Below are 17,969 nucleotides of genomic sequence, written 5' to 3'. Positions count from 1 at the left end.
AGGGGCGGTGCGGTGGCAGCGAGGACCGAGCACGAAGAGCGCATCGACGAGCCGGTGGCCCCGGTGCGCAGCAGGCGCCGCCATCCCGTCGCGACGGCGGTGAGCCTCTTCGGTGAGCTGCTGATCACCGCCGGCCTGGTGCTGGGTCTGTTCGTCGTCTACTCGCTGTGGTGGACCAACGTGCTCGCCGACCGTGAGGCCGCCGAGCAGGGCGACACCGTCCGTGACCGCTGGGCGGGCGGGCCGGGGGCCCTGGACACCAAGGACGGCATCGGCTTCCTCCATGTCCCCGCCATGGAGAACGGCGAAGTGCTGGTCAAGAAGGGTACCGACCCCGAGACGCTCAACAACGGCATCGCCGGCTACTACACGGACCCGGTGAAGTCGGCCCTCCCCTCGGACGCACAGGGAAACTTCGCGCTCGCCGCGCACCGGGACGGACACGGCGCCAAGTTCCACAACATCGACAAGGTGAAGAAGGGCGACGCGGTCGTCTTCGAGACCAAGGACACCTGGTACGTCTACAAGGTCTACGCGGAGCTGCCGGAGACGTCGAAGTTCAACGTCGACGCGATCGCCCCGGTGCCCGAGGAATCCGGCGTGAAGAAGCCCGGCCGCTACATCACGCTGACGACGTGCACCCCCGTCTACACGTCGAAGTACCGCTACATCGTGTGGGGCGAACTGGTGCGGACCGAGAAGGTGGACGGGGACCGCACGAAGCCGGTGGAGCTGCGGTAGGCACGGACGAGGACGACGGCACAGGGCCCCGGTCACCGCTGAGGTGACCGGGGCCCTGTGCCTGTTCGTACGGCGCCGGGCGGGGTCAGTCCGACGATCCGGACCGGCCGCCGAGGAAGCCGCCGTCCCCGTCCCCGTCCGTGCCGCCGAGGGTGGTGAGGGTGACCGTGCTGCCCTTGGCGACCTGGGTGTTGGCCCCCGGAGCGGCCTGTACCACCAGGGCGTTCGGCTTGTCGGACGAGTTGGGGGCCAGTGCGACCACGAGGCCCAGGCCTTCGAGCGTGCCCTTCGCGTCCTGATAACGCTTGCCGACGATGTCACCCGGGACGGTGACCTGCTCGGGCTGTGCCGGGCCCTTGGAGACCTTGAGGACGATCTGGGCATCCTTGGCCTGCTTGCTCGGGCCTTCCGGGGACTGGCCGACGACCATGTCCTTCGGCTGGTCCGAGTCGACGTCCTGCCGGGAGATGTTGGTGAAGCCGATCCCCCGGAGCTGGGCTTCCGCCTCGGCGTAGGTCCGGTTGAGAACCGGCAGATCGAGCAGGGCCTCCTTGGCCACCGTGATCGTGACCTCGGTCTCCCTGTCGGCCTTCGTACCGCCCTCGGGGTCCTGCTCGGTGACCGTGCCCGGGGTCGCGTCGGACTCCACCGCGGTGACCTTCACCGTGAAGCCCGCGTCCTCCAGCTTCTTGCGGGCGCTGTCCTCGGACTTCTCCAGGACGTCGGGGACCTCGACCTTGGGGGCGCCGGTGGAGACGACGACCGTCACGGTCTCGCCCTTCGCCATCTGGCCGTCCGCGGAAGGACTCTGACTGCAGATCTGGTCCTTCTCCTGGGTCTCGCAGGGTTCCTTGGAACCGACCTTCAGCTTGACCTCGGAGTTGTCCGCGAGTCTTTGCGCCTCTGCGACGGTGGAACCGATCATGTTCGGCACGTCGAACTTACCGTCGCCGCTCTCGTTCGAGCTGAAGATGTACCGGCCGATCAGGATCGCGCCGATGAGCACCAGGATCCCGGCGACGACAAGGAGGATCGTCGAGGTGTTGCTCTTCTTCTGGCGCCGGCGCCCCGGGCGGTCGTCGTAACCGTAACCGCCGTCGTCCGGGTTGACCGGGGGCAGCATGGACGTCTGGGCCCCGCCCGGGTCCGTCGCCCGCAGGGCGGTGGTGGGCTGGTCGTTGCCGTAGGCGTCGTACCCGCCGTAGCCCACCGCGCCCATGGCCGCCGTGGCCGCGACCGGCTGGCCGTCGAGGCAGGCCTCGATGTCGGCGCGCATCTCGTCGGCCGACTGGTAGCGGTAGTCGGGGTCCTTGGTCAGCGCCTTCAGGACGATGGCGTCCATCTCGGGCGTGATCTCGGGATCGAAGTTGCTCGGAGGCTGCGGTTCCTCGCGCACGTGCTGGTACGCGACCGCGACGGGTGAGTCACCGACGAACGGGGGCCGGACCGCGAGCAGTTCGTAGAGCAGGCAGCCGGTGGAGTACAGGTCGGAGCGGGCGTCGACCTGCTCGCCCTTGGCCTGCTCGGGGGAGAGGTACTGGGCCGTGCCGATGACCGCGGCGGTCTGGGTCATCGTCATCCCGGAGTCGCCCATGGCACGGGCGATACCGAAGTCCATGACCTTGACCTGACCGGTGCGCGTCAGCATGACGTTCGCCGGCTTGATGTCGCGGTGGACGATCTGGGCGCGGTGCGAGTACTCCAGGGCCTGGAGGATCCCGACAGTCATCTCGAGGGTCCGCTCCGGCAGCAGTCTGCGGCCGGAGTGCAGGAGCTCTCTGAGCGTCGACCCGTCGACGTACTCCATCACGATGTACGGGATGGAGACCCCGTCGACGTAGTCCTCGCCGGTGTCGTAGACGGCGACGATCGCGGGGTGGTTGAGCGAGGCGGCCGACTGGGCCTCACGGCGGAACCGTGCCTGGAAGGACGGGTCGCGGGCGAGGTCGGCCCGCAGCGTCTTCACAGCGACGGTGCGGCCGAGCCGGGTGTCGTGCGCGAGGTAGACCTCGGCCATGCCACCACGGCCGAGCACCGAGCCCAGCTCGTACCGGCCGCCGAGGCGACGCGGCTCTTCCATAACTGATCCAGCCCTCTCCGTCAGTCCCGACCGCACCCGTGTGTGGTCCGGCGGTGCGCTGTTCGCACTTACGCTACCGGGCGCTCCCGGCATGATCGGCCCGCACCCGTCAGCTGATATCCGACCGGTATCCCAATGTGCTGGTGTGGACAGAAGTTGTGACGGGTGTCACTACTTTCCGTCGAGTACGGCCTTCATCACGTTCTTGGCGATCGGCGCGGCCAGGCCGCCGCCGGAGATGTCGTCCCGGTTGGCGTTGCCGTCCTCGACCACCACGGCGACGGCGACCGGGGAGCCGCTGTCGGTCTTGGCGTACGAGATGAACCACGCGTACGGCTTCTCGCTGTTGTTGAGGCCGTGCTGGGCGGTACCGGTCTTGCCACCGACAGTGACGCCGTCGATCTGCGCGTTGGTTCCCGTGCCGTCCTCGACCACGGTCTCCATCATCTGCTGCACCTTCTGGGCGTTCTCCGCCGAGAGCGGCCGGCTGAGCTGCTCCTTCTCGTGCGTGTAGATGACGTCCAGGTTGGGTGCCTGGCGCTGGGAGACCATGTACGGCTGCATGAGCTTGCCGTCGTTGGCGATCGCGGAGGCCACCATGGCCATCTGGAGGGGGGTGGCGCGGTTGGACGCCTGGCCGATGCCCGCCATGGCGTTCTGCGGCCGGTTGTCCTTCGGGTAGACGCTGGCGTCGGCCCGGACCGGAGTGAAGACCTCCTCGTCGAAGCCGAACTTCTCGGCCTGCTCGATCATCTTCTCGTTGCCGAGATCGTCGCTCATCTTGCCGAAGACCGTGTTGCAGGAGTAGCGCAGGGCGTCCCGGAGCGAGGCGTTCTCGCAGGGGATGTTCCCCTCGTTCTGCAGCAGGTTGGTCGAGAGAGGGAGCCGCCAGGGCAGCGGGGAGTCCGTCTTCGCGTCGATGTCGGTGTAGAGGCCGTTCTCCAGCGCCGCGGCGGCCGTGACGACCTTGAACGTCGAGCCGGGCGGGTAGGTCTCCCGCAGGGCCCGGTTCAGCATCGGCTTGTCCTTGTCGTCCAGGAGCTTCTGCCGGGCGTCGGAGTCCTTCATGGAGTTGCCCGCGAAGACCGAGGGGTCGTACGAGGGGGTGCTGGCCAGCGCCAGGATCGCGCCGGTCTGCGGGTCGATCGCCGCGACGGCGCCCTTCTTGTCGCCCAGCCCGGTGAAGGCGGCCTTCTGGGCCTCACCGTCGAGAGTGGTGACGATGTTCCCGCCGGACTTCTGCTCGCCGGTGAACATCGACAGGGTGCGGTCGAAGAACAACTGGTCGCTGTTGCCGGTGAGGATGCCGTCCTCGATGCTCTCCAGCTGGGAGGAGTCGAAGGCCTGCGACGAGTACCCGGTGACGGGTGCCCACATGGGGCCGTTCTTCCAGACGCGCTTGTACTTGAAGTCGCTGTCCGTGGTCTCGACGGAGCCTGTGACGGGTTCGCCGTCGACGATGATGTTGCCGCGTTCGTGGGCGTAGCGCTCGATCTGGACGCGGCGGTTGTGTTCGTTCGCGTTGAGCTCGTCGGCGCGGACGTACTGGAGGTAGTTCGTGCGGACCAGCAGGGCGAGGACGAGGATGCCGCAGAACATCGCGATCCTGCGGAGCGGCTTGTTCACGGTCGGACCACCTGGGTCATCTCGGCGTCCGGGGACGGCGCGGGGGCCGGGGCGGGGCGCCGGGCGGTGTCGCTGATTCTGATCAGGATCCCGATGAGCGCCCAGTTGGCGATGACGGACGAACCACCGGCCGCGAGGAACGGCATGGTCATACCGGTCAGCGGGATGAGCCCCATGACACCGCCGGCGACGACGAAGACCTGGATGGCGAAGGAGCCGGAGAGACCGATCGCCAGGAGCTTGCCGAACGGGTCGCGGGCGGCGAGTGCCGTGCGGACACCGCGCTCGACGATGAGGCCGTAGACGAGCAGGACCCCCATCATCCCGGCGAGGCCGAGCTCCTCCCCGACCGTGGCGAGGATGAAGTCGGAGTTGGCGGCGAAGCCGATCAGGTCCGAGTTGCCCTGGCCCAGGCCCGTACCGAGGGTGCCGCCGGAACCGAAGGCCATCAGCGACTTGGCCATCTGCTCGCTCGCCGCCTCCTTGCCCCAGCCCGCGAAGGGGTCGAGCCAGGCGGTGACGCGGTCCTGGACGTGCGGCTCGAACGTCGCGACGCCGACAGCGCCGGCGCCGGACATCAGCAGACCGAAGACGATCCAGCTGGTGCGCTCGGTGGCGACGTACAGCATGACGACGAACATGCCGAAGAACAGCAGTGAGGAGCCCAGGTCGGTCTCGAAGACCAGGATGAGGATCGAGAACGCCCAGACCATGAGGATCGGCCCGAGGTCGCGGCCCCGGGGGAGGTAGAGCCCCATGAAGCGGCGGCTGGCCAGGGCCAGGGCGTCACGCTTGACCATGAGGTAGCCGGCGAAGAACACCGCAATGATGATCTTCGCGAACTCCCCGGGCTGGAGCGTGCCGACGCCAGGGATCTTGATCCAGATCTTGGCGCCGTTCACGGCCGGGAAGAACATCGGAAGGATCAGCAGGAACAGCGCCACCAGCATGGAGATGTAGGTGTAGCGCTGCAGGATGCGGTGGTCCTTGAGGGCGATCAGGACGACGACCAGCAGGGCGACGCCGACCGCTGAGAACATCAGCTGCTTGGAGGCGGCGGGGGCGAACGTCTTGATCGACTGGAAGCGCTCCGACTGGTCCAGCCGCCAGATGAGAGCCAGTCCCAGCCCGTTCAGCAGGGTCGCCAGCGGCAGCAGCAGCGGGTCGGCGTACGGGGCGAACCTCCGCACGGCGAGATGGGCCACGCCGCCGAGCAGCGCGAGGCCCAGGCCGTAGCCGAGCATGCCGGCGGGCAGTTCGCCGTTGAGGGCGAGGCCCACGTTGGCGTACGCGAACACCGAGATCAGGACGGCGAAGGCGACCAGCGCCAGCTCGGTGTTGCGGCGGCTCGGCGCGTCGATCGCGCCGATGGTGGTCGTGTTGGTGACAACGCTCATGTGCTGAAGGCCCCCTACGGCTTACTGCTTACCGCACTGCAGGGCCAGCTTCTTCTCTTCCTCCGAGAGGCTGGGGCCGGGAGTGGGAGTCGCGGTCTTGGTCCCCTTGGCGGGAGACGTGGCGGACGTGCTGTCGGAGGCGTTACCGGTTTCGCCCTGGTCCTTGGCGGCATTGGCATCCGCCTCGGCCGCGCGGCGCTGCGCGTCCTTCTCGCAGGCGGAGGCCTGCGCTTCGAGCTCGCTGATCTTCTTGCGGGCATCGGCGAGGTTGCCCTGGGAGATGGTCGCTTCGACCTTCTTGCGCCAGTAGGGCGGGAGGTACTTCAGTTCGATCTCGGTGTCCTCTTCGACCTTCGAGAGGGACACCCAGGCGAGGTCCTGGCTGATTCCGCGGAACAGCGCGACGTTGTCGTCCTTCGCGCCCACGTAGAACTGGGTCTGGGTCCAGCGGTACCCGCCGTAGACGCCGCCGCCGATGACGGCCAGCGCGAGCACGATGTAGAACGACCGTTTCAGCCACCTGCGGCGGCCGCGGGGCTTGACGAAGTCGTCGTCGGTGTACGAGTGGAAGGCGCCGTCCGGACCGGAGCCGTAGCCCATGTCGTCGCCGCTGCCGGGAGGGCCGAAGCCCCCGGCCGGCGGCGGCACGGGGCGGCCGAGACCGGCCGCGCGTCCGGCCGGTGTCTCCATGGCGCGGCCGTCGTTCGCCTGGGCGGCCTGGTTCTCGGCGACCGCGCCGACGATGACCGGGGTGTCGTTGAGCTGCCCGGCCAGGGTGTCGTTGCTGTCGACGTCCAGGACATCGGCGACGATGCAGGTGATGTTGTCGGGGCCGCCGCCGCGCAGAGCGAGCTGGATGAGGTCCTGGATGGTCTCCTGGGGGCCCTGGTAGCTGGCCAGGGTCTCTTCCATCGTCTGGTGGGAGACGACGCCCGAGAGGCCGTCCGAGCAGATCAGATAACGGTCACCGGCGCGGACCTCCCGGATGGAGAGATCGGGCTCCACATGGTCGCCACTGCCCAGGGCCCGCATGAGCAGGGAGCGCTGCGGGTGGGTGGTGGCCTCCTCCTCGGTGATCCTGCCCTCGTCGACGAGACGCTGGACCCAGGTGTGGTCCTGGGTGATCTGCGTCAGCACGCCGTCGCGCAGGAGGTAGGCGCGGGAGTCGCCGACGTGGACGAGGCCGAGGCGCTGACCGGTCCACAGCAGGGCGGTGAGCGTCGTGCCCATCCCCTCCAGCTGGGGGTCCTCCTCGACCATGACGCGCAGCTGGTCGTTGGCCCGCTGGACCGCCGTCCCGAGCGAGGTGAGGATGTCGGAGCCCGGGACGTCGTCGTCGAGCTGGACGAGGGTGGAGATCACCTCGGAGCTGGCGACCTCTCCGGCTGCCTGGCCGCCCATGCCGTCGGCGATGGCGAGAAGGCGGGGACCGGCGTAGCCGGAATCCTCGTTGCCCTCCCGGATCATGCCCTTGTGCGATCCGGCGGCGAAGCGCAGGGACAAGCTCATGCGCACCTCGCCCGTCGGCTCGGGGTACAGCCGGTCTCGAGCCACACTGCCCACCCTCCGGTCGGGAGCCGCGCCGGGTCCGTCTTCAGGACCGCCGCGGCTCGCTCGCTCCGCTCGCTCATTGTCGTACTACTTCCGCAGCTCGATGACGGTCTTGCCGATGCGGATCGGCGCGCCCAGCGGAACAGGTGTCGGGGTGGTGAGCCGGGTCCGGTCGAGATAGGTGCCGTTGGTGGACCCGAGGTCCTCGACGATCCACTGGCCGTCACGGTCCGGATAGATCCTGGCATGCCGACTGGACGCGTAGTCGTCATCCAGCACGATCGTTGAATCGTGCGCACGGCCCAGGGTGATGGTCTGCCCCTGGAGCGCGACGGTCGTGCCGGTGAGCGTGCCTTCGGAGACGACCAGCTTGGTGGGTGCCCCGCGGCGCTGGCGCCCGGACTGCTGGCGCTGCTGAGGCGGCGCTGCTTGCTGTTGGCGTCCCTGTTGCGGACGCGTGTCACCGGCAGTGCGGCGTGAACCGCGCTGCGTGACACGCGTACCGAACAGGTCGCTGCGAATGACCTGGACGGCCACGATTACGAATAGCCACAGAACAGCCAGGAAACCTAGCCGCATGACCGTCAGGGTCAGCTCTGACATTGCCCCCGCTTCACCCTTCGGCTTGCCGGTAAACGATGGTGGTGCTGCCCACGACGATCCGCGAGCCGTCGCGGAGCGTAGCGCGGGTGGTGTGCTGCCCGTCCACCACGATGCCGTTGGTGGACCCGAGATCCTGGATCGTCGAGGGCGTTCCGGTCCGGATCTCACAGTGCCGGCGCGATACGCCGGGGTCGTCGATCCGCACGTCGGCGTCGGTGCTTCGTCCCATCACCAACGTCGGGCGGGAGATCTGATGGCGGGTGCCGTTGATCTCGATCCAGCGCCGCACCTGGGCGCCCGGCACGGGGCCGGACGCGGCCGGCGGACGCCAGTCGCTGGAGGGGCCCGCGGAGCGCCCGCCACCCGGCGGCGGGGCCGGAGGCATGGGCGGGGCGGAAGCCGGCGGGTAACCGTAACCGCCCGTCCCCTGCGGGGCGGCGGGACGGTTCGGCTGGGCATGGGGAGCAGGACCGCTCTGCTGGCCCTGCTGTTGTGACGAACTCGATGCCAGGGTCCGGCTGCGTACGCGGTAGAGACCCGTGTCGAGGTCGTCCGCCTTCTCCAGGTGGACCTTGATCGGGCCCATGAAGGTGTACCGCTGCTGCTTGGCGTAGTCACGTACGAGGCCGGACAGCTCGTCGCCGAGCTGGCCGGAGTACGGGCTGAGCCGCTCGTAGTCAGGGGTGCTGAGCTCGACGATGAAGTCGTTGGGCACCACGGTCCGCTCGCGGTTCCAGATCGTCGCGTTGTTGTCGCACTCGCGCTGGAGGGCTCCCGCGATCTCGACCGGCTGCACCTCGGACTTGAAGACCTTGGCGAAGGTGCCGTTGACCAGACCTTCGAGACGCTGCTCGAAACGCTTCATGACTCCCATGGGGCACCTCCTCCGGTGTCGTCGTCCCTGCACTGCTCACTGATCGTATCCACGCGTCGGGAAATCGGCTGGTTCCCCTTGTCTGCACAGTGGATGAGTGTCACCTCTCACACGGATCGTAGAGGTGGCCTCCTGACAGTGTCCCGCACTCCGGGCGCACTCAGGAGGAGTGGGGCCGGGCTTTCCGCGTTCCCGGTTCCCCTCGTGGGTCCGGCGAAACAACGGATGTGAATCCACCCTGTCCAGCGTGCTAATCTTCCGGATGTCGCCAGGCGCTCGCACCACACGGTGAGAGAGTCTGAAAACACCACTCATGCGCGAGTGGCGGAACGGCAGACGCGCTGGCTTCAGGTGCCAGTGTCCTTAGGGACGTGGGGGTTCAAATCCCCCCTCGCGCACAACGGGCAGTCGCTTGCGACCGCCGGGTTGGTTCGACAGAGCCCCCGCACCGGAGAGATCCGGTGCGGGGGCTCTTCGTTGTGCGGGTCTTCGTCGTGTGTCTCTTCTCGGATGGATCTTCTCGGGCGGATCTTCGTCGGGAGGGTCTTCTCCGGAGGGTCTTCCCGGGTGGCGGGCGTGTCACTTTTCTTCGGAGCTGCTTGGTCCCGAGCGGCAGAGTCGGCTCTCGGCTCTTGCACGACGAGATCGACTTCCGCCCTGAGCGTGCGTGCAGGTTCCGCCCGTCACACAGGTTGTCCACAGGGGCAGACTGTTGTCGCGGGGCAGGCGTACCGTCGTCCGCGGTTGATGTCGGACGGGCAGGACGGCTGAACGAGGCGGGGGAGGCGACGCTCCATGGGCGAAGGCGAGTCGACGGTGGCGGCACAGCGGGCGGCAGTGGACGGGCGCATTCCGGTTGTTCCCGGTTTCGCGCGACGTGTGGCCGCAGGGGTCCGTCCGCCCGGATCCGGGACGGTGTCGCCGAAGGCAGCCGGCAAGGCGCTGAGGCTCAAGACGCCCAGGGCCTCCCACAGCGCCCTGGTCCTGCCTGCGGGGAGGCCCGGCGCCGTGGAGGCGGTCGAGGAGTCGAACCGGGGCCGGGTGCCCGGCCTGACACCCATACGGGTGGGCCGGATGGCGGCAACGCCGTTCGCGTTCCTGCGCGGCTCGGCCGGCTTGATGGCCCATGACCTGACGGGCACGCCGGTCACAGGGGTGGGTGCCCAGTTGTGCGGTGACGCGCATGCGGCCAACTTCGGTTTGTACGGCGATGCGCGCGGCAACCTGGTCATGGACCTCAACGACTTCGACGAGACCGTGTTCGGCCCGTGGGAGTGGGACCTCAAGCGGCTCGCCACCTCGCTGGTGCTCGCCGGCCGGGAGGCGGGGGCGGACGAGGACACCTGCCGGCAGGGCGCGTACCACACGGTGGGCGCGTACCGGCGCACGATGCGCCTGCTGGCCGGGCTGCCCGCGCTCGACGCGTGGAACGCCATCGCGGACGAGGAGCTCGTCTCGTACACCGACGCGAGGGACCTGCTCGGGACCCTGGAGCGGGTTTCCGCCAAGGCGCGGAACAACACGAGTGCCCGCTTCGCCGCCAGGTCCACCGAGGAGTGCGAGGACGGTGGCCGCCGCTTCGTCGACGCGCCGCCCGTGCTGCGCCGGGTGCCCGACGCGGAGGCGTCGGCCGTGGCGGCGGGGCTCGAAGGCTACCTCGGGACGATCCCGGAGGACAGGGTTCCGCTGCTGGCCCGCCATGCGATCCATGACGTGGCGTTCCGGGTGGTCGGCACGGGAAGTGTGGGAACCCGGTCGTACGTGGTGCTCCTGCTCGACCACCGTGGCGAGCCGCTGGTCCTGCAGGTGAAGGAGGCCCGTCCTTCTGCGCTCTCCCCCTACCTCCCTCAGGTCGGCTTCGAGGTCCCGGACGTGGCGCACGAGGGGCGCCGGGTGGTGCTCGGACAGAAGCGGATGCAGGTCGTCAGCGACATGCTGCTCGGCTGGGCCGAGGTCGACGGCAGGCCCTATCAGGTGCGCCAGTTCAGGAACCGCAAGGGCAGTGTGGATCCTTCCGCGCTCGCGGCGGACCAGGTGGACGACTACGGGCGGATGACCGGGGCGCTGCTGGCCAGGGCCCATGCGCACAGCGCCGACCCCAGGCTGCTCGCCGGCTACTGCGGGAAGAACACCGAGCTGGACACGGCAGTGGCCGATTTCGCGGTGACGTACGCGGACCGGACCGAGGCGGACCACGCCGAGCTCGTCCGGGCGGTCCGGGCCGGGCGGACAGCCGCTGAGCTCGGCGTCTGAGCAGCTTGCGGACACCGTGTGTCTTCATGGGGTGAGCGGTGGCCATACGCTGGACGGGTGACCCACGAAGCCGCCGGGGTGCCGACCACCCGGAACGACGAAGACCGGCAGAAGCCGGGCCGGCAGGACGAGCCGCAGCACGTGCGGGATGCGTGGCAGGGTGAGGCGCCGCGAGCGGACCCGGACGATGCGCCGCAGGCCGGCTCCGCCGCCGGTCACACGGCTGGTGATCCGGTCGGCGGCGGTGGCGTCGGGGGCGGTGGAGCGGGGGACGGCGCGGCGACGGATGCGAGCGGTGCGCCTCGGCCTGCGGAGCGGCTCGCCAGGGCGGTCCGGGTGGCCGAGCAGGCACTGATCGAGTTCGAGATCGCGGTGGAGACCTTCCGGGTCGAGGTGGAGAACTTCTCGCGGCTGCATCACCAGAAGCTCGGCCCGATGTACGCGCGCCTCGATGAGCTCGATGCGCAGATCGCGGAGGCGCGGGCCGCGAAGACCGGTGATCCGGAGGATCTGCGCAAGGCGCAGGAGGCACGGGCGATCGTCATGCCGATGCCTGGCGTCGATGAGCTCTTCCATGACTGGATGGACTCGGACGGGCTCTCACCCGAGGCCTCGGCCATGCTCACCGAGCAGCCGGTCCGGCCGCCGAAGCGGGTGAGGCCGGGTGAGGAGGCGCGCAAGCTGTACCGGGAGCTGGCCCGTCAGGCCCACCCGGATCTGGCTCCGGACGAGAAGGAGCGGGCGCGGCGTGACGAATTCATCGCTCGCGTCAATGCGGCCTACGGACGTGGCGACGTGGCGTTGCTGAAGGAGCTGGCCGCCGAATGGGCGGCGGGTCCTGTGGCCCCGGAGCTGAGGCTGAGCGAGAGCGAGGAGCTGTACGCGCGGCTGGAGTGGCTCAGCCGGCGTAAGGAGCTGCTGACGGCTCTGGCCCAGGAGCTGGAGGAAAGCGCGATCGGTTCGATGCTGCGGATGGCGCCTGACGACCCCGACCGGCTGCTGGACGATATCGGTGAAAAGCTTCTGGCGGAGGTGTCCCAGCGTGAGGACGAGCTGGCAGGCCTGGTGCAGTAGCGTTCCGGATGACCCTGGCGCGTACGTACGAGAGAAGGCATTCCCATGAATTTCGCTCCGCTGCCCTCGGTGGACGCCGCGGCCGTTCCGCCGGACGGCTTCGTGCTGGACGTCCGTGAGGACGACGAATGGGCGGCCGGGCATGTGGAGGGCGCACTGCACATCCCCATGAGTGACTTCGTCGGCCGCTTCGGCGAGCTGACCGAGGCGGCCGGCGACGGCCGGCGCGTGCATGTGATGTGCCGCGTCGGAGGCCGGTCGGCCCAGGTCACTCAATACCTGGTGCAGCAGGGCATCGACGCCGTGAACATCGATGGCGGCATGCAGGCATGGGACGGTGCCGGGCGCCCGATGGTCACGGACAACGGAAGCTCGGCTTTCGTCCTCTGACAGCACGGCGTTCCGCCCCACCGGTGCCTTGACGCGGTGGGACTGCTGCACAGCGCGTCTTTCCGGCCGGTGCGGCTGTATGGGCGGGGCCTCCCGCCCCGGCGCACAGGCGCGTGGGATCGGCGGATGTACGCCGGCCGGGGCGCCGGGCGGTGGTACCGGAGCGCTGGACATGAGGTTGTGGTCCGGTCAGGGGGTTGCACGGGGGTGTCAGCAGTCGAAGTCGAGACAGAGGTGTCAGCGGTCGAAGTCGAGTTCGACCTCCGGGGTGACGGGGCGCGACTGGCAGGCCAGGACGAAGCCGGCTCCGGTTTCCTCCGGTTCCAGCGCGAAATTGCGGTCCATCCGCACCTCGCCCGACACCAGGAAGGCCCGGCAGGTTCCGCACACTCCTCCCTTGCAGGCGTACGGAGCGTCCGAGCGGCTGCGCAGCACCGTGTCCAACAGCGATTCGCCGTCCTGTACCGGCCAGCTGCCGGACCGCCCGTCGAGGGTCGCCGTAAGTCTGCTCCCCGGCGGTGCGGCCACCCGGGCGGCAGCCGGCGAAACCGGCGCCTCGTCGGCGACGTGGAAGATCTCCTGGTGGATGCGTGACCGGTCGGCTCCGAGGGCGCGCAGCGCGCCCTCCGCCCCCTTGACCAGGCCGAGGGGCCCGCAGAGGAACCAGCCGTCCACGCCGGGAACCGACAACAGCGCGGGCAGCAGTCCGATGAGCCGCTCGCGGTTCAGCCGGCCTGAATGGAGCCCGGCAGCCTGTTCCTCCCGGGACAGCGAGGTCACCAGCTGAAAGCGGTCCGGATAGCGGTCCTTGAGGTCCGCCACCTCGTCGAGGAACATCGTCGACGCAGCTGTCCGGTCGCTGCGGATCAGACAGAAGCGTGCCAAAGGCTCCCGTGCCAGCAGTGTCGTCGCCATCGACAGCACCGGTGTGATGCCGCTGCCGCCGACGACCGCGGCGAAATTGCCCGGGCGCGGTTCGAGGACGAAACGGCCCGTCGGAGCCATGGCCTCCACTTGGTCCCCGACCGCCAGCTCCTTGAGGGCGTACGTGGAGAAGGCGCCTTTGTCGACCATGCGGATGCCCACCCGGAGCACAGGGACGCCCGGCCGCTCGGTGGCAGGTGCGCAGATCGAGTAGGACCGTCGGATCTCCTCGTCGCCGACGCGGTGGCGCACGTTCAGGTGCTGGCCGGGAGTGTGGCGGAAGGTCTCGCGCAGCGCGGCCGGCACGGCGAAGGTGACAGCCACCGCGTCGTCCGTGATCCGTTCGATCCCGCTGACCCGCAGCGGATGGAACATCTACAACTCCTTGAAATGGTCGAACGGTTCGCGGCATGCCGCACAACGGCGCAGCGCCTTGCACGCCGTGGAGGAGAACCGGCTCAGCAACTCCGTATCGGTGGAACCGCAGTGGGGACAGCGCACCGAGAGCGTCAGCGGCACCGGCCCGCCCGGCCCGCTCCGCGGACGTGGCGGCGCTATGCCGAACTCCGCGAGCTTTCGGCGTCCTTCGTCACTGATGTCGTCCGTCGACCAGGCAGGGGCGAGGACCGTGACCACGGATACCTCCGTGACTCCGTGGTCATGCAGCACACGCTCGATGTCAGCGGACATGGTCTCGATGGCCGGGCAGCCGGTGTACGTCGGCGTGAGCCGCACGGTGACCTTGCCCGGCCCGTCCACCCGCACACCGCGAAGCACGCCGAGCTCGTCCAGAGTGAGGACCGGCAGTTCGGGGTCGGGCACGGAACCTGCCAGTTGGTGGAGCCGCGCTTCAAGCGGTGTTCCGGTGGTCACCACGATGCCCCCGGGTGGCTGCGGTGAAGATGCTGCATCTCGGCGAGCATCCGCCCGAAGGGCTCCGTGTGCAGGCCCTGTCGTCCGGCCCCGGCCGCCCAGGCCCCGGACTGCGGCCCTGACGGGAGGCTCAGGGTGGCCCGGTGCACCACGGAGGTGACGGCGGCCAGCCACCGGTCGCGCAGGGCGTGCGGGTCGACGTCGACTCCTGCGACGGGCTCGAACAGCTCGCCGGTGAACCTCCACAGGGCATCGAGTGCGAGCTGCATGCGCTCATGGCTTTCCGAGGTGCCGTCGCCCAGGCGCAGGACCCACTGCTCCGCGTGGTCCCGGTGGTAGGTGACTTCCTTGACGGCCTTGGCCGCGAGATCCGTGAACTCGCTCTCGCCGGCGGCCAGCTCCTCGTACAGCAGGTGCTGGTAGACGGAGAAATAGAGCTGGCGGGCGATGGTGTGGGCGAAGTCGCCGTTCGGCTGCTCGACCAGCTGGACGTTGCGGAAGGCCCGCTCCTCACGGAGGTAGGCCAGCTGGTCCTCATCCCCTACGGACGAGAGCAGCATTCTGGCCTGCCCCAGAAGATCCAGGGCGATGTTGGCCAGGGCCACCTCCTCCTCCAGCACCGGGGCGTGGCCCGCCCACTCTCCCAGCCGGTGCGAGAGCACCAGTGCGTCGTCGCCGAGGGCGAGAGCCGCGCTCACAGGTGCTTCACCCCTTCCGGGATCTCGTAGAACGTGGGGTGGCGGTAGGGCTTGTCCCCGGCGGGTTCGAAGAAGGAGTCCTTCTCGTCCGGCGAGGACGCGGTGATCTCCGTCGAGGGGACCACCCAGAGGGAGACGCCTTCCGAGCGGCGTGTGTACAGATCACGGGCGTTGCGCAGGGCCATCTCTGCGTCCGGCGCGTGCAGGCTGCCCGCATGGGTGTGGGAGAGCCCGCGCCGGGAGCGTACGAACACTTCCCACAACGGCCAGTCGGTCGAGCTGCTCATGAGGACGCCTCCACGGGCCGGGCGGCTGCTCCGGACGAACCGGGCCGTGCCGCGTGCTTGTCTGCGTACGCCACCGCCGCGTCGCGGACCCAGGCGCCCTCTTCGTGAGCCGTGCGCCGCTGAGCGAGCCGTTGCTCGTTGCAGGGGCCGTTGCCCTTGAGGACCTCCTGGAACTCCGTCCAGTCGATCGCCCCGAAGTCGTGCTGCCCGAGCTCCTCGTTCCACCGGATGCCGGGGTCGGGGAGGGTGAGCCCGAGCGCTTCTGTCTGCGGGACACAGATGTCGACGAAGCGCTGGCGCAGCTCGTCGTTGGAGTGCCGTTTGATCTTCCAGGCCATCGACTGGGCCGAGTGCGCCGAGGCGTCGTCAGGCGGACCGAACATCATCAAGGAGGGCCACCACCAGCGGTTCACCGCGTCCTGCGCCATCTCGTGCTGGGCGGGGGTGCCCCGGCTCAGGGCGAGCAGCAGCTCGTAGCCCTGGCGCTGGTGGAAGGACTCCTCCTTGCAGATCCGGACCATCGCCCGCGCGTACGGGCCGTAGGAGCAGCGGCAGAGCGGTACCTGGTTGGTGATCGCGGCGCCGTCCACCAGCCAGCCGATCGCACCCACGTCCGCCCAGGTCAGCGTGGGGTAGTTGAAGATTGATGAATAGCGCTGCCGGCCGGTGTGCAGTTTGTCGAGGAGCTCCCCGCGGCTGGTTCCCAGGGTTTCCGCCGCGCTGTACAGATAGAGGCCGTGCCCGGCCTCGTCCTGCACCTTCGCCATCAGGATGGCCTTGCGGCGCAGCGAGGGTGCTCGTGAGATCCAGTTGGCTTCGGGCTGCATGCCGATGATCTCTGAATGGGCGTGCTGGGCCATCTGGCGGATCAGGGAGGCCCGGTAAGCGTCCGGCATCCAGTCCCGTGGCTCGATCCGCTCGTCGGCCGCCACTGCCGCGTCGAACACCTTGAGGTGCTCCGCTTCCGCCGCGTCCGCCGCGCCCGGTGTCCCCTGCGTCGTCTGGTCCGCAGTCACTGCCGCCATCACGGGCTCCCTACCGACCGATCGTTCGGGTACGTGGCTTCAATGGTGAGTCGGAGGCCCGTAGGGTGTCAAGCCTGTGGATAACTGAGTGGTGATCGACGGGGATCGGGGCGGGATGGATGCGAACCACGGTGGGCGTACCGGAAACGGGAAGAAGCTCGCCTGGCCCGGTGTGACGGCCCGCCCGTACGCGGATCAGGAGGCCGAGGCCTCATCCGAGGGGATGCCGGACGGCGATGCGGATTCCCCCCCGGGCCCGAGCCCGAGCCCCAATCCCAGCCCCAGCCCCAGCCCCAATCCCAGCCCCAGCCCGGGCCCGGGCCCGGTCGCCGCAGTGCCGGGCGACGCCGCCTCCGGCTGCGTACCGGGCCCCGCCGGGCGCCGTCCGGACGGTGGTATGGCCGCGCTTTCGCTTCCGTACCAGGTCGCCGCGGCGCTGGCGCTGTCCGTCCTGGGGCTGCTGGCCTGCGCACACATAGCCATGATCTTTCTGCACGTCGCGCCCTCCAACACGCTGACGAAACAGCACGGCGAAGTGGTGGACGACTGGGTCTTTCCGGAGTTCGAGCAGAACTGGAAGCTGTTCGCCCCCAATCCGCTCCAGCAGAACATTTCCGTGCACGTACGGGCCGAGGTGGCCGACAACGGTGCCGACGGCAGCCGTGTCACCCGCTGGATCAATCTCTCGCGTGACGACGGTGAGCGGATACGCGGCAACCTGCTCCCCAGCCACGTCGACCAGAACGAACTTCGCCGTGCCTGGGACTTCTACACCGGGTCCCACGACAGCGAGAACCGCCCCAACGGCCTGCGCGGTGAGCTGTCCGAGCGCTATATCCGCCGCATCGTCATGCTGCGCCTCGCCGAGCATGGTTACGGCGGCACGGTCGAGCGCATCCAGGTGCGGTCCGATGTGCGTTCCGTCGAGGTTCCGGCGTGGAGCGACGAGAAGCTCAGCACCCGGCCGGAGTACAGGGAACTCCCGTGGTGGACCGTCACCCCGGCGGACCTCCCCGAAAAGACCGCGGCGGATCAGACCTCACAGGCCGGGAAGGCGGAGAAATGAGTACCCCCGCTCCGGCCCGTAAGAGCGTCGGCTTCACAGGCCGTTCGCTCGCCGGCGCCGTCCAGCGTGTCACGGCCTCCCCTCTCGGCGCCTACCAGAGCGCCGTCGTCCGGATCGGTGTCTCCGCCACCTATCTGCTGTTCCTGCTGCGCGAGCTGCCTCACCGCCACGAGCTGTACGGGCCGGACGGTCCGTGGAGCTGGGACATGGCGCGCCGGCTCATCGCCAACAACGACGCCTTCACCGTCCTGATGTGGTCGGACAGCGCGATCTGGTTCGAGAGCGTGTACGCGCTCACGCTGGTGTCGGCGGCGCTTCTGATGGCCGGATGGCGGACCCGTGCCACTTCCGTCGTGTTCATGACCGGGGTGCTCTCCCTGCAGAACCGCAGCATCTTCATGGGGGACGGCGGCGACAACGTCATCCACCTGATGGCGCTCTATCTGGTGCTGACCCGCTGCGCGCGGGTCTGGTCCCTGGACGCGCGCCGCGCCGCGCGGGACACCG

Annotated in this window: 16 protein-coding genes, 1 tRNA gene and 1 pseudogene; 7 read left to right on the top strand and 11 right to left on the bottom strand. The window is 69.0% G+C overall.

Features of this window, described 5'->3' with window-relative positions:
- Window positions 1–12: 12 nt before the first annotated feature.
- Complete coding sequence (locus VN520_RS00195) at window positions 13–741, top strand: class E sortase (RefSeq protein WP_325744745.1); 729 nt, start codon at window positions 13–15, stop codon at window positions 739–741.
- A gap of 85 nt (window positions 742–826) precedes the next feature.
- On the opposite strand, the gene pknB is transcribed toward VN520_RS00195, so the two are convergent.
- From pknB to VN520_RS00165, 6 genes are all read right to left on the bottom strand, one after another.
- Complete coding sequence (gene pknB, locus VN520_RS00190) at window positions 827–2,821, bottom strand: Stk1 family PASTA domain-containing Ser/Thr kinase (protein ID WP_325744744.1); 1,995 nt, start codon at window positions 2,819–2,821, stop codon at window positions 827–829.
- Between the two features lie 171 nt (window positions 2,822–2,992).
- Window positions 2,993–4,447: a peptidoglycan D,D-transpeptidase FtsI family protein gene (locus tag VN520_RS00185; RefSeq protein ID WP_325744743.1), complete on the bottom strand. Its 1,455-nt coding sequence runs from the start codon at window positions 4,445–4,447 to the stop codon at window positions 2,993–2,995.
- Window positions 4,444–5,844, bottom strand: coding sequence for an FtsW/RodA/SpoVE family cell cycle protein (locus tag VN520_RS00180; protein ID WP_325744742.1), 1,401 nt, complete (start codon window positions 5,842–5,844; stop codon window positions 4,444–4,446). Before VN520_RS00180 ends, VN520_RS00185 begins: the two co-directional genes overlap by 4 nt.
- Before the next feature lie 21 nt (window positions 5,845–5,865).
- Window positions 5,866–7,353: a Stp1/IreP family PP2C-type Ser/Thr phosphatase gene (locus VN520_RS00175; protein ID WP_325744741.1), complete on the bottom strand. Its 1,488-nt coding sequence runs from the start codon at window positions 7,351–7,353 to the stop codon at window positions 5,866–5,868.
- Between the two features lie 129 nt (window positions 7,354–7,482).
- Window positions 7,483–7,998: an FHA domain-containing protein FhaB/FipA gene (locus VN520_RS00170; protein WP_103760635.1), complete on the bottom strand. Its 516-nt coding sequence runs from the start codon at window positions 7,996–7,998 to the stop codon at window positions 7,483–7,485.
- A 10-nt stretch (window positions 7,999–8,008) separates the two neighbouring features.
- A complete protein-coding gene (locus tag VN520_RS00165; protein WP_325744740.1) occupies window positions 8,009–8,872 on the bottom strand; it encodes a DUF3662 and FHA domain-containing protein in 864 nt (287 codons plus the stop codon).
- Window positions 8,873–9,187: 315 nt separating this feature from the next.
- Here VN520_RS00165 and VN520_RS00160 point away from each other — a divergent pair.
- The 4 genes from VN520_RS00160 (at window position 9,188) to VN520_RS00145 (ending at window position 12,589) form a co-directional block, all read left to right on the top strand.
- Window positions 9,188–9,270: transfer RNA gene (locus VN520_RS00160), tRNA-Leu, on the top strand.
- Between the two features lie 397 nt (window positions 9,271–9,667).
- Window positions 9,668–11,125, top strand: a complete 1,458-nt coding sequence (locus VN520_RS00155; protein WP_325744739.1) for a DUF2252 domain-containing protein — start codon at window positions 9,668–9,670, stop codon at window positions 11,123–11,125.
- Between the two features lie 57 nt (window positions 11,126–11,182).
- On the top strand, window positions 11,183–12,199 hold the full coding sequence (locus VN520_RS00150; protein WP_325744738.1) for a hypothetical protein: 1,017 nt from the start codon (window positions 11,183–11,185) through the stop codon (window positions 12,197–12,199).
- 45 nt (window positions 12,200–12,244) lie between these two features.
- The gene (locus tag VN520_RS00145; protein WP_325744737.1) at window positions 12,245–12,589 is read left to right on the top strand and encodes a rhodanese-like domain-containing protein; all 345 of its coding nucleotides are present in this window, start codon (window positions 12,245–12,247) and stop codon (window positions 12,587–12,589) included.
- A gap of 237 nt (window positions 12,590–12,826) precedes the next feature.
- Here VN520_RS00145 and VN520_RS00140 read toward each other — a convergent pair whose 3' ends face one another.
- Genes VN520_RS00140 through paaA form a run of 5 tightly spaced genes read right to left on the bottom strand, consistent with a single transcriptional unit; the run spans window position 12,827 to window position 16,396 of the window.
- Window positions 12,827–13,888 carry a 2Fe-2S iron-sulfur cluster-binding protein gene (locus VN520_RS00140; RefSeq protein ID WP_325744736.1) on the bottom strand — a complete coding sequence of 354 codons (1,062 nt, stop codon included), beginning with the start codon at window positions 13,886–13,888 and terminating at the stop codon, window positions 12,827–12,829.
- Window positions 13,889–14,386 (bottom strand): 1,2-phenylacetyl-CoA epoxidase subunit PaaD, encoded by a 498-nt coding sequence (paaD, locus tag VN520_RS00135; RefSeq protein WP_325744735.1) that lies wholly within the window; start codon window positions 14,384–14,386, stop codon window positions 13,889–13,891.
- The gene (paaC, locus tag VN520_RS00130) at window positions 14,383–15,084 is read right to left on the bottom strand and encodes a 1,2-phenylacetyl-CoA epoxidase subunit PaaC (protein ID WP_325744734.1); all 702 of its coding nucleotides are present in this window, start codon (window positions 15,082–15,084) and stop codon (window positions 14,383–14,385) included. Before paaC ends, paaD begins: the two co-directional genes overlap by 4 nt.
- Complete coding sequence (gene paaB, locus VN520_RS00125; protein ID WP_031090474.1) at window positions 15,081–15,371, bottom strand: 1,2-phenylacetyl-CoA epoxidase subunit PaaB; 291 nt, start codon at window positions 15,369–15,371, stop codon at window positions 15,081–15,083. The genes paaC and paaB overlap by 4 nt, the downstream gene beginning before the upstream one ends.
- On the bottom strand, window positions 15,368–16,396 hold the full coding sequence (paaA, locus tag VN520_RS00120) for a 1,2-phenylacetyl-CoA epoxidase subunit PaaA (protein ID WP_325744733.1): 1,029 nt from the start codon (window positions 16,394–16,396) through the stop codon (window positions 15,368–15,370). Before paaA ends, paaB begins: the two co-directional genes overlap by 4 nt.
- Before the next feature lie 115 nt (window positions 16,397–16,511).
- Here paaA and VN520_RS00115 point away from each other — a divergent pair, with 115 nt between their 5' ends.
- Complete coding sequence (locus VN520_RS00115; RefSeq protein ID WP_414719741.1) at window positions 16,512–17,462, top strand: DUF5819 family protein; 951 nt, start codon at window positions 16,512–16,514, stop codon at window positions 17,460–17,462.
- Window positions 17,459–17,969 (top strand): annotated as a pseudogene (locus VN520_RS00110) (HTTM domain-containing protein); the annotation flags it as partial. The gene VN520_RS00115 and the pseudogene VN520_RS00110, both read left to right, overlap by 4 nt.

The sequence above is a fragment of the Streptomyces sp. genome (assembly GCF_035563135.1).
Lineage (GTDB): Bacteria > Actinomycetota > Actinomycetes > Streptomycetales > Streptomycetaceae > Streptomyces.
This window is presented reverse-complemented; position numbering and strand designations above follow the sequence as displayed.

Bases quoted from the DNA above. Each gene is read 5' to 3' on its own strand.
- VN520_RS00115 (WP_414719741.1), top strand. From the start codon at position 16,512: ATGGATGCGAACCACGGTGGGCGTACCGGAAACGGGAAGAAGCTCGCC.
- VN520_RS00175 (WP_325744741.1), bottom strand. From the start codon at position 7,353: ATGAGCTTGTCCCTGCGCTTCGCCGCCGGATCGCACAAGGGCATGATC.
- VN520_RS00165 (WP_325744740.1), bottom strand. From the start codon at position 8,872: ATGGGAGTCATGAAGCGTTTCGAGCAGCGTCTCGAAGGTCTGGTCAAC.
- paaB (WP_031090474.1), bottom strand. From the start codon at position 15,371: ATGAGCAGCTCGACCGACTGGCCGTTGTGGGAAGTGTTCGTACGCTCC.
- VN520_RS00170 (WP_103760635.1), bottom strand. From the start codon at position 7,998: ATGTCAGAGCTGACCCTGACGGTCATGCGGCTAGGTTTCCTGGCTGTT.
- VN520_RS00140 (WP_325744736.1), bottom strand. From the start codon at position 13,888: ATGTTCCATCCGCTGCGGGTCAGCGGGATCGAACGGATCACGGACGAC.
- VN520_RS00180 (WP_325744742.1), bottom strand. From the start codon at position 5,844: ATGAGCGTTGTCACCAACACGACCACCATCGGCGCGATCGACGCGCCG.
- pknB (WP_325744744.1), bottom strand. From the start codon at position 2,821: ATGGAAGAGCCGCGTCGCCTCGGCGGCCGGTACGAGCTGGGCTCGGTG.
- paaA (WP_325744733.1), bottom strand. From the start codon at position 16,396: ATGGCGGCAGTGACTGCGGACCAGACGACGCAGGGGACACCGGGCGCG.
- VN520_RS00155 (WP_325744739.1), top strand. From the start codon at position 9,668: ATGGGCGAAGGCGAGTCGACGGTGGCGGCACAGCGGGCGGCAGTGGAC.
- VN520_RS00145 (WP_325744737.1), top strand. From the start codon at position 12,245: ATGAATTTCGCTCCGCTGCCCTCGGTGGACGCCGCGGCCGTTCCGCCG.